10 protein-coding genes are annotated in these 14045 nt (G+C 61.6%); 4 read left to right on the top strand and 6 right to left on the bottom strand.

The window, feature by feature from the left end; genetic code table 11:
* Positions 1-3 precede the first annotated feature (3 nt).
* Positions 4-1335, bottom strand: a complete 1332-nt coding sequence (locus MUK72_RS09580) for a cytochrome P450 (protein ID WP_244699476.1) — start codon at positions 1333-1335, stop codon at positions 4-6.
* Positions 1336-1578: 243 nt separating this feature from the next.
* Between MUK72_RS09580 and MUK72_RS09585 the strand changes: the two genes are divergently transcribed.
* On the top strand, positions 1579-2187 hold the full coding sequence (locus tag MUK72_RS09585) for a DUF6517 family protein (RefSeq protein WP_244699477.1): 609 nt from the start codon (positions 1579-1581) through the stop codon (positions 2185-2187).
* Positions 2184-3119 (top strand): alpha/beta hydrolase, encoded by a 936-nt coding sequence (locus tag MUK72_RS09590; protein WP_244699479.1) that lies wholly within the window; start codon positions 2184-2186, stop codon positions 3117-3119. Before MUK72_RS09585 ends, MUK72_RS09590 begins: the two co-directional genes overlap by 4 nt.
* Before the next feature lie 404 nt (positions 3120-3523).
* Here MUK72_RS09590 and MUK72_RS09595 read toward each other — a convergent pair whose 3' ends face one another.
* Together MUK72_RS09595 and MUK72_RS09600 are read right to left on the bottom strand one after the other, a co-directional pair.
* Entirely contained in the window at positions 3524-4384 is an 861-nt protein-coding gene (locus MUK72_RS09595) for a 2-oxoacid:ferredoxin oxidoreductase subunit beta (RefSeq protein WP_004052291.1), read from the bottom strand.
* Positions 4381-6144, bottom strand: coding sequence for a 2-oxoacid:acceptor oxidoreductase subunit alpha (locus tag MUK72_RS09600; RefSeq protein WP_004052292.1), 1764 nt, complete (start codon positions 6142-6144; stop codon positions 4381-4383). The genes MUK72_RS09595 and MUK72_RS09600 overlap by 4 nt, the downstream gene beginning before the upstream one ends.
* 179 nt (positions 6145-6323) lie before the next feature.
* Here MUK72_RS09600 and MUK72_RS09605 point away from each other — a divergent pair, with 179 nt between their 5' ends.
* Positions 6324-6965 (top strand): FAD-dependent oxidoreductase, encoded by a 642-nt coding sequence (locus MUK72_RS09605; protein WP_244699481.1) that lies wholly within the window; start codon positions 6324-6326, stop codon positions 6963-6965.
* A gap of 75 nt (positions 6966-7040) precedes the next feature.
* Here the strand turns inward: MUK72_RS09605 and MUK72_RS09610 are convergent, their stop codons facing one another.
* On the bottom strand, positions 7041-8378 hold the full coding sequence (locus MUK72_RS09610; RefSeq protein WP_244699483.1) for an endonuclease/exonuclease/phosphatase family protein: 1338 nt from the start codon (positions 8376-8378) through the stop codon (positions 7041-7043).
* Between the two features lie 217 nt (positions 8379-8595).
* Between MUK72_RS09610 and MUK72_RS09615 the strand changes: the two genes are divergently transcribed.
* Positions 8596-10977 (top strand): ATP-dependent DNA helicase, encoded by a 2382-nt coding sequence (locus MUK72_RS09615; RefSeq protein WP_244699485.1) that lies wholly within the window; start codon positions 8596-8598, stop codon positions 10975-10977.
* A gap of 551 nt (positions 10978-11528) precedes the next feature.
* Here the strand turns inward: MUK72_RS09615 and MUK72_RS09620 are convergent.
* Together MUK72_RS09620 and MUK72_RS09625 are read right to left on the bottom strand one after the other, a co-directional pair.
* Positions 11529-12866, bottom strand: coding sequence for an ISH6 family transposase (locus tag MUK72_RS09620; protein ID WP_425311083.1), 1338 nt, complete (start codon positions 12864-12866; stop codon positions 11529-11531).
* 51 nt (positions 12867-12917) lie between these two features.
* Entirely contained in the window at positions 12918-13943 is a 1026-nt protein-coding gene (locus MUK72_RS09625; RefSeq protein ID WP_244699489.1) for an AlbA family DNA-binding domain-containing protein, read from the bottom strand.
* Positions 13944-14045: the final 102 nt, after the last annotated feature.

Here is a 14045-nt window from a genome sequence, read left to right on the forward strand (position 1 = left end):
GTCCTACTGACGCTCGCGGATCGACATTTCGACCGGATCGGCAGGATGGAGCGTCAGCGTCGGCTGGAAGTCGAACGAGGCGCTCGATTCGAGATCGAGGTGGTAGTCCTGTGCGACGGTGCCGATGATGAATTTCGCTTCAAGCAGCGAGAGCTGTTTGCCGATACACGACCGCGGGCCGGCACCGAACGGGAAGTACGCATAGCTGGGGCGCTCGTTCCGGCGCGTGGGTTTCCAGCGGTCGGGGTCGAACGTGTCGGGATCGTCGTACCAGCGGGGATCGCGGTGGATGGCCCACTGGGGGAGCATGAGCAGCGACCCTTGCGGTAGGCGATAGCCGCCGAGATCGACCGGCTCCTTCGCAGTTCGAAAAAGGGTGTAGACCGGCGGGTAGAGCCGCATCGCCTCGTTGAGCACGCGATCGGTGTAGTCAAGCTGTCGCACCGTCTCGCTCGTCGGTGGCTCGCCGCCCAGCACCGTGTCGAGCTCGTCGTGGAGTCGCGCCTCGATCTCTGGATGGCGCGCGAGGAGATGCCAGGTGTAGGTGAGCGTGAGCGCCGTCGTGTCGTGGCCCGCGAGCAACATCGTCATCATCTCGTCACGGATCAGCTCGCGATCGACCTCGGCGCTCTCGGACTGTGCGCCGAACAGCAGCGAAAGCATGTCCGGCCCGTCGGCGTGTGGGCCCTGACGGTCGCGCAGGACGTCCCGAAGGACGTCTTCGAGAACATCGATCGACTGGCGGTATTCGCGCTGTTCGCGCGTCGGCACCCATTCGGGCATCAGGAAGCCACGGATCGTCGGACTGAACTGGTCGCCGACCGGCTGGAGGCTCTCCTGGACGCGCTCGATCGTCGCGTCGTCGAGATCGACGCCCATCATCGCGCTGGTGATGATCTTGAGGGTGACTTTCGCCATCGCGATGTCGACCTGGATGGTCTCGCCCGTCTCCCACCCGGCGGCCATCTCCGCGGCGTACTCGGCCATCAGCCCCGCACAGTCGTCGAGTCGACTCCTGAGAAACGCCGGCTGCATCCGCTGGCGCTCGCGTTTCCACGTCCCGCCCTCGCTGAGCAACAGGCCGTCGCCGAGCAGATTGCCGAGCGTGTCCGCCTGGAACTGGGGTTTGCGGTAGGCACCCTCGTCGCTGACGAGCACCCGCTCGATGTCTGCCGGGTTCGTCAGCATGTACGCCTGCTCGGGCCCGAGCGTGAACTGCGCGATGTCGCCGTAGGTGTCCCGGACCGCCGTCATGAACCGCAACGGGTCCTGAGCGTAGTGATACGAGTTGCCGACCACCGGCAGTCCCTTCGGTCCGGGAGGGGTCGTGCTCATACCCAAAACAGGGGCCAAAACCACTTGAACGGCCGGAATTGACGGGAAAACGGTACTTTCGCATCGGTAGCGAACGGGCGATCGTTCGCTCGATGACGCCGTTGGATGCTCTCCCTTTTCCCTACCCTCCCACCTCTCGCCCCCTTTTCCTCCTTCGTTCAGACGGGCTGTCTCCGACTGACAGTATAGTAGACCGGGAATACCGTGGGTAACCGTCTTATTCCCCGGGCCTCTCTCGGGCTCATGCGTCGTCTCCGTGTCGCGCTCGCGTTGGTCGTTCTCGTCGTGGTGAGCGGCTGTACGCTCCCCGGTGGTCAGCTCACCGCCGAGGCGAACCCCGTCTCGGTCGGGAATGACACCCTCGATCGGACGGGCTACGCGCTCGACGACAGCGCCACGATCGCGCTCAACGAGACGGTCGGGATCGACGGCGAGGATCGGACGGTCGGCGTGAAAAACCACATCGAAACGTACGCACATGGCGATCACGCGGGGCGATTCGCCGTCTTCAGTACGCCGAGCCCCGAGGCGAACGGAACGCCGATAAACCCGTTCGCGAAGCCGTCCGAACGCCGCGACGTGGGCCGGATGCTCGGCGAGGTGAACAACACGAGCGCGCTGGCGGTCGAAAACCGGAAGAACGTCACGCTGGTCGGCCAGCCGACGGAGCTGGTGACGTACGCGACGACCAACCGTTCCGCCAACGGAACGACGCCGGTGTACGTCCACGTCGCGATCGCCCAGAACGACGGTGATGCGGTGGTCGCCGTCGGGGTCAATCCACAATCGGTCGATGCCGGTAATGCGACGAAGCAGCTAATAGAGGGCGTCGAATATGAGGGATCGTCATGAGGGGTGAACTCGATCCACAGGTCGAGCAGCTGCTCGATCTCCTGAACGAGTACGACATCTCGCTGTCGGGCGATGTCGCCGAATCGCGCCAGCAGCTCGATCGGATGCTGGCGCTCGCGGGTGACGATCCCGTGGACGTGGGGCGAGTGTCCGACGTCACGATTCCGGCCGACGGGCGTGAGCTGCCGGCGCGTGCGTACGTGCCCGCTGGCGAGGGACCGTTCCCGACGGTGGCCTTCTTCCACGGCGGCGGGTTCGTGCTCGGGAGCCTGGACGGCTACGACAACCTCTGTCGGCTGCTGGCCAAGCGCAGCGACTGTTTGGTTGTCTCGGTCGACTACCGGCTCGCACCGGAGCATCCGTGGCCGGCGGCGCTTGAGGACGCCTACGCGGCGACGAACTGGCTCGCGAGCAACGCCGAGCGGTTTTCGGGCGACAGTGATCGGCTGGCGGTCGCGGGCGACAGCGCCGGTGGGAACCTCGCGGCGACGGTCTCGCTACTGGCTCGCGAGCGCGGGATGCCCGCCATCGACGGGCAGATCCTGCTGTATCCCGCGACGGCGTATCTCGAACCGATGGACTCGCGCGCGGAGAACGCCTCGGGCTACTTCCTCACCGCCGAGGACCTGCTGTGGTTTCTCGACCAGTACATCGAGAACGAACTCGACGCGCACAACCCGCTCGCCTTCCCGCTCGCGGCGCGCGATCTCACCGACCTCCCGCCGGCGTTCGTCATGACCAACGGGTTCGATCCGCTGCGCGACGAAGGGATCGCCTATGCCGACCGACTTCGAGAGGCCGGCGTCGCTGTCGAGCACACGAACTACGAGTCGATGATCCACGGATTTCTCAACATGGAAGGAATCGTCGACCGGACGTACGACGGTATCGACGAGATCGCAGCCTATCTCCGCGACGAACTCGGCGCGTGATTCGTGGCGGCCGCCACGCGGCAGCGGCGTGGTCGCCGTGGCGGTGCGGCCGCGGTGGTGCGGTCTTGGCGTCTGCGGTCGCGGAGTGACCGCAGGCTCAGGAGAATAAACTCTCCTGGTGGATGAAGGGCGAACGAGCGAACGCAGTGAGCGAGTGAGGGCTTCGGCGGTGCTGTGCGGTTGAGGTGCGGTGGTGTGATGAGTCAGTATCCGCGCGAACAAAGCGAGGTTCGACCGTAGGAAGAACCTCGAAAGCGAACGGTGAACGGAGTGAACCGTGAGCAGTGAGCGCGGTTCACCGTGAACGAGCGAAGCGAGTGAGCGGGAGTTTTTAGTCGAGGTTTTTGCGAGGGGTTGAGCGCGCGAGTGAAACGAGCGCGCGACGCCCCGAAGTAAAAAAGTCGTTAGTAGAACTCGCGGACGAGGTCGGTGGCGTCCTCGGGAGCGCCGTCGGGGATGTCGGCCATGTTCGAGTCGAGGCCGTGGCGTTCGTTGTAGGGGACCGAGTCCTCGTCCTGGTAGATGACACCCTGGTATTCGGTGTCGTTGGTGATCTTCTCGCGGGCGGCGTCGCGGTCGGTCGGGTCGTGGTCCTCGTCGTCGACGTCGACGATGGTGTCGCGGAAGTAGTCGTAGGTGTCGACGTCGTTGAACGTCACGCAGGGGCTGTAGACGTTGACGAAGCCGAAGCCGTCGTGTTCGACCGCCTGCTGGACGATCTCCTCGTGGCGCTGGGCGTCCGAGGAGAAGGATTGGGCGATGAAGGTGCCGTCGGCCGCGAGCGCGAGCGCGAGCGGGTTGACGGGCGACTGCTTGGGACCGTCCGGCGAGGTCGACGTCTCGAAGTCCTCGCGGGAGGTCGGCGAGAACTGGCCTTTGGTGAGACCGTAGATGCGGTTGTCCATCACGACGTAGGTCATGTCCATGTTGCGCCGCGCCGCGTGGACGAAGTGGCCCGCACCGATCGAGTAGCCGTCGCCGTCGCCGCCCGAGACCATCACTTCGAGGTCGGGGTTGGCGCTTTTGACGCCGATGCCGACGGGGAGTGCGCGCCCGTGGACGCCGTGGAGCGCGTAGCTGTGCATGTACGTGCCGATCTTGCCCGAGCAGCCGATGCCGGCGACGATGAAGGTGTTGTCGGGATCGTTGCCCGTGTTGGCGAGCGCCTTCATCATCCCGTTCATGGTGCCGAAGTCGCCGCAGCCCGGACACCACGTCGGCTGTTTGTCGGACTTGAAGTCGGTGAATCTGACGTCTGAGCTCATGTGGGGACCTCCTGTGGCGTGTCGAGTTCGTCGGTGATCCGCTCGGCCAGCTCGTCGGCCTTGAACCGCACGCCATTATATTTGTTTATCCGTTTCAGTCGTGTAAGCGTGTCGTGTTCGATGACGTCGGCGAACTGGCCCGTCGCGTTACACTCGACGACGATGGCGTCGTCGGCGGCCTCGATCTCCTCGGTGAGATCCGGCCGCGGGAACAGATACGGCACCGAGATGAACCGGACCGAGATGTCCGCTTCGTCGAGGAAGCCGATCGCCTCGCGCATCGCGCCCTCGTTCGAGCCCCACGAGAGCACGAGCGTGTCGGCATCGGGATCGCCGAACTCGCGATAGTCCCACTCCTCCTCTTCCTTCGCGGTCTCGACCTTCTGGTTTCGCTTGTCGACCTGTTCGATGCGCACCTCCTGTTCTTCGGTGCGTCGACCGAGTTCGTCGTGTTCGAGCCCCGTCGTCATGTGTGCGCCGCCCGACGTTCCGGGTAGCGTCCGCGGGCTGATGCCGTCGGCAGCGGGGAAATGCGGCTGGAACTGATCGCTGTCGTTGAGCCACGTGTCGATCTCGTCCTCGCCGACGAGCTTGCCGCGGTCGATCTCGACGGCGTCCATGTCGAACTCCTCGGGGGCGAACGTCTGTTCGGTGACCGCCAGCGCGAGGTCCGAGACCAGATAGACGGGCGTCTGATATTTCTCGGCGTAGTTGAACGCCTCGATCGTCTTGTGGAAACACTCCGATACCGTCGTCGGCGCGACCACGAACCGCGGGATCTCGCCGTGGCCGCCGAACAGCGTCATGTTGAGATCGCCCTGTTCCTGCTTGGTCGGCATCCCCGTCGAGGGGCCCGAGCGCATCACGTCACAGATCACGAGGGGCGTTTCGCTCTGGGCGACGAGGCCGAACGTCTCGGCCATCAGGTCGATGCCCGGACCCGAGGTGGCGGTCATCGCCCGCGCGCCGGCCCGCGCCGCGCCGAGCGCCATGTTGATCGCCGAGAGTTCGTCCTCGGTCTGCATCACGTGGCCGCCGTAGCGTTCGAGTCGCCCCTTGAGGTACTCCATCACGTCCGTCGCGGGGGTGATGGGGTAGCCCGAATAGAACCGACAGCCGGCGGCGATCGCGCCCATACCGATGGCTTCGTCGCCGTTCAGGAGGACGTAGTCGTTGTCGGTGGTCTCGATGTCGTAGCTGAACTCTTCGTCGTACTCCTCCTGGACGTATTCCTCGCCGAGGCGGGCAGCATCCTGGTTGTTGTCGATGATCGATTGGCCCTTGTCGCCGAACCGTTTTTCGAGCGCCTCGTCGAGGTTGTCGATCGGGAAGTTCGCGACCTCGCAGGCCGCTCCGAGCGCGACGATGTTCTGCATGATCGCGCCGCCGGCGTCCTCGGCGAGCGATTTGAGCGGCACGGCCAGATCGATCATCCCCTCGGGGGCCTCGAAGTCCTCCATCATCGTCCGCTCGCCGTCGTAGATGATGACCGAGCCCTCGTGGAGTTCGTCCATGTTCTCTTCCACTGTTCGCTGTGTGAGCGCGATGAGGACGTCGAGTCTATCGACGACCGACTCGACGCGTTCGGTCGAACTGCGGACCTTGTAGGCGGTGTAGCCGCCGCGGATGCGCGAGGCGAAGTCCTTCGAGGTGAAGACCTGTCGGCCCGCGCGCGAGAGCGCTTGGGCGAAGATCTTCCCCGTCGAATTGATGCCGTCGCCGGCCTCCCCACCGATGGCCCAGTTCAAATCATCTGGCATGTGCTGGCCCCGACTACGCCATCTGCGGACGAAAAGGCTTCGGAACGACCATCAACATTTTCGACGGATACAGTTCCGCTGCGGCCCGCAGCACCCGTCGAATCGATGGATGCGACGTGTTTGCGCCGCGCTGCTCGCCGAATCGAAGTCCATTTGCCCGGGCCACACCGAGCGTCGACATGGAGCCAACACGCACTCGCATCCGCGCCGTCCGGGACGTCGGCCCGGACGCCATCGCGCTCGATCTCGAAACGCCGGCGGGGTTCGACGCCCGACCGGGCCAGTTCGTCAAACTCTCGCTCGACGTCGACGGCGAGCGCCTCTCGCGATTCTACACGCTCTCCTCGCCGAGCGTCGAGGAGGCGTTCGAGATCACCGTCGCCGTCGATCCCGAGGGCGATGTCGGCCCGAAACTCGCTTCCTTGGAACTCGACGACACGATCGTCGTCGCCGGCCCCTTCGGCAACGCCTACTACGAGGATGAACCGCGCACGACCGTCCTCGCCGGCGGGCCGGGCGTCGGTCCCGCCATCGGTATCGCCGAGCGCACACTTGCCGATGGCGGGGACAGCGCCGTCGTCTACCGCGACGACGACCCCATTCACGACGAGCGCCTCGCGGCCCTCGACGAGGCGGGCGCTGCCGTCACCGTTCTCGACGGCGACGAACCGATGACCGACGCCGTTGCTGATGCACTCGCGGGCACGCCCGATGAACAGGTGCTCGTCTACGGCTTCGCCGACTTCCTCGACGCCGCCACCGACGCGCTCCAGGCCGCCGGTGGCGATCCCGACCGCGCGAAAGTCGAGAACTTCGGCTGAATTTTCGCTCCGGAGTCATGTGGACGTCGGGCGAAAGCCGCGATCGTTCTTCACCTCTGGTCGTACCGTCGCCCCTCAATCGTCGCTGTCCGATTCGTCCTCCTCAGCTCCATCGTCTTTCTCGTCTTCTCCGTCCTCTCCATCCTCCTCGTCTTCATCTTCTTCGCGTTCTTCGTCTCCGTCGTCTTCATCGCCATCGTCCTGTTCGGGGTCGTCCTCCGCGTCCTCGCGCTCGATCGGGACGGTCGCCCAGACGAGTCGGTGGTCCGAGGCGGTACGGACGGCGTCGAGCAACCCTCGCTCGGTCGTCGCCGCGCTCGGCCAGATGACCGACGACTGGTCGCGACCGAGAGCGGGTGACGGGAGCACGTAGTCGACCTGTGAGCCGAACTCGGCGGTCCAGAAGCGCGAGCGCGGCTTATTCTTCGCCGCGCCGCCGGGGCTCGTCGGGAACGGTGTGGCGACGAACCCGTCGTTTTCGACGAAATACTCCGTGGCGGCGTTGAGGCTCTCCGCGTCGCCGGGTGCGGCGTTCATGTCGCCCATCAGCACGTACGAGTCGTCGTCGAGACCGCCTTGTCGCCCGCTGTCGTCGTAGATGTAGTCGGCACCGGCGGCGTAGTCGGCTAAAAGGCGAATCTCGTCGTGGTTTCGCTTGCCGTTGAAGTTCCCCTCGCCGTCGAAGACGGGCGGCGTCGGGTGGGCGGCGAGGGCGTGGACGACCTCGTCGCCGATTTCGATCGGGACGTCGATATGCGTCTTCGAGGAGAGGCGGAACTCCTCGGCCTCGGCGTCCGAGAGGTAGTTGTTCGTGTTCGGATCGCGTGGGAGCAGGTTGTCCGGCATGTCCTGCCAGAGGAACTTCCGGAAGGTTCGAATCGCGTCCCGCCGGATGGGAAATCGACTGAGAATCGCCAGACCGTACTTGCCGGGGAACTCCCCGAATCCGTAGGCGTCGTTGCCGTACGTTCGATCGCCGGGCGTCTCGTCGACCGTGCCGTTGTTGTCGAGATCGAGCCCGCTGGCGACGCCCGTGTTCGTCGTCGGCATGACCGTCTGTGGATAGTCGATTCCCTGGAGGTCGGAACGCTGGGGGACGCTGAGGTAGTTCTCGACGAACGCGCGGGCGTTCGAGGGCGACGACGGGACGTCCTTGACGCGACTCGCCTGACGGTTGTTGGTCAGTTCGTTGAGCACCAGTACGTCCGGACGGATTTCCTGAATGACGCGTGCTGCGGCGGCGGCCTGTTCGTCGCCCGACGACTGGACCTGTTCGGTGCGGAGGTCGACGACGTTGTAGGTCGCGAACGTGACCGGTTCGTCATCCCCGTCGTCCGCACTGACGGTTCCGGTCCCGATGGCGACTGTGCCGGCGATCGCGAGGAAATCACGTCGTGTGATAGTCTGTCGCATGAACGCGTGTCGTGCCGGAACTACAAAAAACCTGGTGAAAATAGTAAAAATATAACATCTTTCAGCAGCGATTTCTGTCCGTCAGCCAGCGGTGGACGGGCACTCGATCGGTGGCGATCATCCGGCGAGATGTCGGCGATCGCATTGTCGAACCGCACCGCCGTCGACCACGAGCGAAGCCCTATAACGAATGGCGCATGAACCTGGCACATGACCGATGAGCGGTGAGGAATCCGCCGCCACCCACGGGAACGACGAGCCGTCATGGCGGGCGCGCTTCGGCTACGAGCAGCCCTACGATGGCCAGGCCGACGCCATCGAGACGGCCATCGAAACGGGGGCCGAGGGCGGCTATCTCGTCATGGAGGGTGCCTGCGGGACGGGCAAAACGATGGCCGCGCTCACCGCCGCGGGGACGCTGCTCCGCGAGACCGACCGCTACGACAACGTGCTGGTCGTGACGCCGGTCAAACAGCAGCGCCGGCAGTTCATCGACGACCTACGGGCGATCAACGCCGGGCTCGACGACCCCCTCTCCGGGCTCGCACTCGTCGGCAAACCCACGCTCTGTCCCTACGAGCGCGCGGGTGCGCTCGATCGGAGCACTCAGGACGCCTGCGAGGACCTCCGGGAGAACACCGCTGGCCTGGTCGCCCACGACGGCGGTGGCGATGTCTGGTGGGACAGCGCCCGCGCGGGCGAACTCGTGTCCGAGGCCCGCACAGATGCCGACTCGTGGCGCACGCTCGACGACAACCTCTCGACGGCCGGCCAGACGGCTCCCTATCCGACCGCACGACCGACCGCACCCGACTCGCTCAGTGAGAGCGATCAGTCCTACTGTCCGTTCGAAGCCGACTGGTACGCCCGCGAGAAATCCGTCCCCGTGGCCTTCGACGATGACGAAAACCACGTCGTCACCACCGACGAACTGCTCGCCGGTGCGGTCCCCCGAGGAACCTGCCCACATCGTGCGATGGGGACGCTGCTCGCCGACGCCGACGTGGTGGTCGGCAACTACAACCACCTGTTCGACCCGCGAACGCGCGCGCTCACCGACGGCGTGGTCGACGATCGGACGTTCGTCATCGTCGACGAGGCTCATCGACTGGAGGGGCGGGTGCGCGATCTCCTCAGTGATCGAATCGGGATCCAATCACTCCGGCGCGCGCGAAACGACGTCTCCCATCTCAGCACGCTCGCGGGCCAGTCGCGCGAGCATCGCGAGGAGGTCGCCACCGAACTCGCCAGCTACGAGGTCGGTACCGACGAGCTCCAGCGAGCGAGGGAGTTCTTCGACGACGCCATCGACTGGCTCGATCGCCGCGTCGAACACTATCTCGCGGACGAGTACGGCGATCTCGACCGCGCGGCCGAGGGGGGACGACTGCCCGAGAACGTCGAGATCCCACTTCGCGATCCCGAGACGGACGAGACTGACGCGTTCTCAGAGTGGGCGAACGAGCAGTATTCGGCCGGTTTCTGCAAATCCCTCCACACGGTGGGCGCGGCCGTCGCGGACGCGCTCGATTCGCTCGATCCCCAGCGCTCGACGGTCTGTGGCGACGTCGGCCGCATCGTCACCCGCTGGTGGACGCGCGATCACGCGAGCTACTTCCGGGAGATCACGCTCTCGCGGACCGATCGCGAGCGCGTCGAGGGCTGGGAGCGCCACTACACCGCCGGGCTGGTCTGCTACGACTGCCTGCCCGCCGAGGATCTCCGCGAGCGGTTCTCGGATCTCGGTGGCGGCGTACTGATGAGCGCGACGCTCGAACCGATGGACGTCCTGCGCGAGTGCATCGGTCTCGATCGCCTCGTCGAGACCACGGACGACGAGAGCGACGATCGCGAGCGCCCGATCGCCACGCGGACCTACGATCTCGGTTATCCCGAAGAGAATCGTGCGAGCTGGATCGTCGACGCACCGGCCTTCACTGCGCGCAATCGCGGGCCACCCGGCGAGGAAAGCGAAGTTCGGGAGACCTATGCCTACGCGCTCCGGGAACTCGCCCGCAGCCCGGGCAACGTCCTGGTCTGTATGCCGAGCTATCGCGAGGCCGCGTGGGCGCACGGCCGCCTCGCCGACGCGGTGGCGAAACCGGTGCTTCTGGACGAGCCATCGAGCGACGAACGGACGGAGGAACTCAAACAGGAGTTCTTCGCCGGCGACGGCAAAGTCCTCGTCACCTCCACGCGCGGCACGCTCACGGAGGGCGTCGATTACGATGGCGAAAAACTGAGCGCGTGTGTGGTCGTCGGCGTCCCGCTCGTCAACGTGGCCTCGCCGCGGATTCGGGCCGTCCGGCGGGCCTATGGTTCGGAGTTCGGCGACGAGCACGCCTTCGAGTACGCGCTCACGGTACCTGCCGTGCGCCGCGCGCGACAGGCCATCGGCCGGGTGATCAGGGGGCCCGAGGAGGTCGGGGTGCGGGCGCTCGTCGACGAACGCTACACGCCGGATGCACCCCGGTCGGTCCACGAATATCTCCCGCCCGCCGAGCGCGACGAGTGGCGCACGATGACCCCGATGTTTCTAAGTCGGCTAATCGAAGAATTTGAAGAGGAACATCCCAAATGGAGGAACTCAGATAAATAACAATCCACAGGATCTAAATTGGTCATAAGAAAAGACATTGAAAAGGTAACAAAAATTATTTTAACATTGGATCATTGTCATTGATATTAGTTGTGCGATTATTCAGTAGGTCTAGAATCTATGACTTCCCACATTCTGTCCCAGAGGATCTCCGAGCTTCGACCTGCTTCCTCCCAAGGTAGCCCGAACGCTTCCAGTATCTGAGCGATTGATCTAACAATTCCATCATATTTTCCCTCTTCGGTGGGATAAAGCAATCGAGTATCTCTGAAAGGAACCGTCACATTGTCTTCATAAGATATTGGCGGACCGTATTCGTTAATAAGTCGCCTATACCAGGGTTTATTGAACATCAACGCAGTACGATATCCGTTCCGCGTTCGTGCTCTAAAGTGTAATTCCCGTCCGGGCCGATCTGTCCAACCACATTCTTCTAAAACCCTCAAGTACGAATTCAGTACGGTGTGTATTGCGAGTACAAGCTCCTCTCCATCAAGAAATCGAATATTTTCTGAGTTCCCATCAATCTTTTGGTCGCGTCGGAAAACCGTTCAGAGTTCACCTCCGTTCGTTGTGACCGACACGCTACATCGTATCTTTTCGTGAGTTGACCGCTGGAGGAACTCATCGAAGAACTCGCGGTAGTATTCGGGATTGGCGTATTTCGTGAGAGACAACTGCAACAGCGTATCTAACCCTTCTTCGCTCCACTGCATCCAGTCACGCTTGCATCGCTTGGCTACCTCACCCATTGCTCGTTCGACAGGGTTCGAGGTCCACGGCACCTCGAACCCGTCTATCGCGTCCTCAGCAAACGTCACCATCGAATCCAGTCCACTACGAAGGTACGATGCTGCTTTCAGCGAAGAGAGTTGCTCTAACTGCCATGCTGTCTTCTCTATACGCTCTTTCGTTCGGGCGATCCGCTCGCGGATCGCCGAATACTCCTCTTGCGGACGATGTTTCTCGACGGAGTTCTTCAGGTGGAACAACTCTCCAGAGACCTCCGAAATGATCTCGTTACGGTCCTCCAATGAGAGCGCACCGTCGTCCCACAGCTTGTAGCCAAGTGTGCGCGGAACGTGAGACAAATCGAGTTGATGATCGCGTGTGTCTGTTTGAAAGGCCCCAACAAGGCTCTTTTCGGCGTCACTGACGACTTTCGCGTCGTCAGTGATCGCCTCAGCAGTATCCAGAGTATCCGCAATCTCACTCCAGGGAGTGTTCACCGAGACATCAAGCACTGATCGTGACGCTGTTTCGGTGTCTTCTGCGAGCGTTACTCGTACGTCGTGGTACTCACGGTCCTCGTCCTGACTGTAGCAGTTGGTTCCGTCAGGGATGACGGTTTCAGCTTCAGACCCGGCAATGCGGCTGGAAACGAACTCTGTGAGTTTCCTGCCGCACTCGGTCACGCGGTCGCGGATGGTGTCCTTCGAGGGCGTCCTTTCGAGGTCCTCAGCATGTGAGGCTGCGTCACGGTAGGAGAGAGCCGTCGCAAGATCGACTGTTCGCGCAGCGATATCCTGCTGATATCGCTTCTTTCCGTTGAAATCGACGAATTGTTCGATGGGGCGGAAATGAGCGTTCTCGTCGTCAGTTGCCGCAGTGTCTTTGACGTAGCCAAGGGAGAACTCGTGCTCGCCGACGGTAGTAACCGCTGTGCGAATCTTCGTTGTCGAGCGTTGGAATCGGTTGGTTCCGTTTCCCTGTGCGTGTTTTTCGCCACAGTACGCCTCAACGAGTACGTCGTTGAGGCTCTCGATGATTGCTTCGAGCAGCGTCGATTCGAGACGCTGCTCGGTCAGAAACTCCGCGAAGGCGGCAAGTGGGTACTGTTCAGTTGGGTCAATAGTCAGAACGAAGTGGATCGTGACCGTAACCTCAATCGGGGACTCGTTCACGTTCATCAAACAGTCCCCATTCCTTCGAGGAGTCAGCTACGACTTCGTTTCAGCGACTGCCCAGACGGTTCTGAACGATTTTCCGACGCGACCAATCTTTTGCAGGAACAGCTGCCAGGATCTACCCGGGTTATCTGGTACACGGGTTTGAGGAACATTGAGCAGAACTTTCAACCCACCATCATCGAAAAATTTGACTGATTCTGGGGTCATTGCTGGGTTAATTTCTCCATATTCATCAATATTGAAGCTCTGCGCAACCACTGCATCGTTACTGGCTCGGTAAGCATTATATTCGCGTCCAGAAGAAATTTCGAATGAGCTACTGTCATCGTCTAGCTCAAAACTAGGAAGATAAACCCCAGATTCGCTAAGAATTGACTTGAAGAGGTCGATATCTTCGAGTATTTCTGTACATAGTGGTTCTCCAAGGGTAGAGGGAACTACATACAATTCCAGAAATGGCCATCCATCTGAAAAATCGTCTGCTGTTCCTGCCTGTCCACGTGTCAAATTTAGAGATGTTTGACAAAACTCATCTACCTGATTTTTCCACTCCTCATGCCTCTGATATAGTTTGTTGACAGACCATCGATCTGTTGTGGCTTCTATTGGATCAGAACCTTCCCCAGTTCGAGTGTATATTTTGCCACTACTGTGAATATGTGGTGTATCTCTACTTTTCGGAATTTCCATTAAAAGCAAAGCGTAATTTTTATAATCATCCCTTTGAATCACTCGGGTCGCAAAGTCTGGGGAAGGGTTGAGATGATCTCTAACGATATTCCGGACTGTTTCTTTTGGATCTGGGTTCTCCTGGATATTCACACCGATTTGGCCCGAGGCGATATTCGTTAATTCCTCTTCTGCAACTCCAATGAGAAAAAATCCGCCATGAGTATTTGCGAATGAAGCGATTACCTTGGCAAGACTTTGCGTACTAGGGAGGCTCCGTTTGTATTCCATATACATCCCTTCAGAGATATTATTTTCAGCTAACCCGTCCAAATCATCCATCTCTACCTCCCGAAGGGGTTTCTCAAAAGGATCAAAATCTATCATACTCTATCTTTGTGCTTTCACTAATATATCTATTGGGTGGAAAACTAGCCACTTGTATTTTTATATCAAATCACAGCTCGAACGGTTCTGGAGCGATCACGA

This window comes from Halococcus dombrowskii (genome assembly GCF_022870485.1).
Lineage (GTDB): Archaea > Halobacteriota > Halobacteria > Halobacteriales > Halococcaceae > Halococcus > Halococcus morrhuae.

Excerpts from the sequence above, each read along its gene's own strand:
- MUK72_RS09605 (WP_244699481.1), top strand. The coding sequence starts at position 6,324 with ATGGAGCCAACACGCACTCGCATCCGCGCCGTCCGGGACGTCGGCCCG.
- MUK72_RS09580 (WP_244699476.1), bottom strand. The coding sequence starts at position 1,335 with ATGAGCACGACCCCTCCCGGACCGAAGGGACTGCCGGTGGTCGGCAAC.
- MUK72_RS09610 (WP_244699483.1), bottom strand. The coding sequence starts at position 8,378 with ATGCGACAGACTATCACACGACGTGATTTCCTCGCGATCGCCGGCACA.
- MUK72_RS09625 (WP_244699489.1), bottom strand. The coding sequence starts at position 13,943 with ATGATAGATTTTGATCCTTTTGAGAAACCCCTTCGGGAGGTAGAGATG.
- MUK72_RS09590 (WP_244699479.1), top strand. The coding sequence starts at position 2,184 with ATGAGGGGTGAACTCGATCCACAGGTCGAGCAGCTGCTCGATCTCCTG.
- MUK72_RS09615 (WP_244699485.1), top strand. The coding sequence starts at position 8,596 with ATGAGCGGTGAGGAATCCGCCGCCACCCACGGGAACGACGAGCCGTCA.
- MUK72_RS09600 (WP_004052292.1), bottom strand. The coding sequence starts at position 6,144 with ATGCCAGATGATTTGAACTGGGCCATCGGTGGGGAGGCCGGCGACGGC.
- MUK72_RS09595 (WP_004052291.1), bottom strand. The coding sequence starts at position 4,384 with ATGAGCTCAGACGTCAGATTCACCGACTTCAAGTCCGACAAACAGCCG.
- MUK72_RS09585 (WP_244699477.1), top strand. The coding sequence starts at position 1,579 with ATGCGTCGTCTCCGTGTCGCGCTCGCGTTGGTCGTTCTCGTCGTGGTG.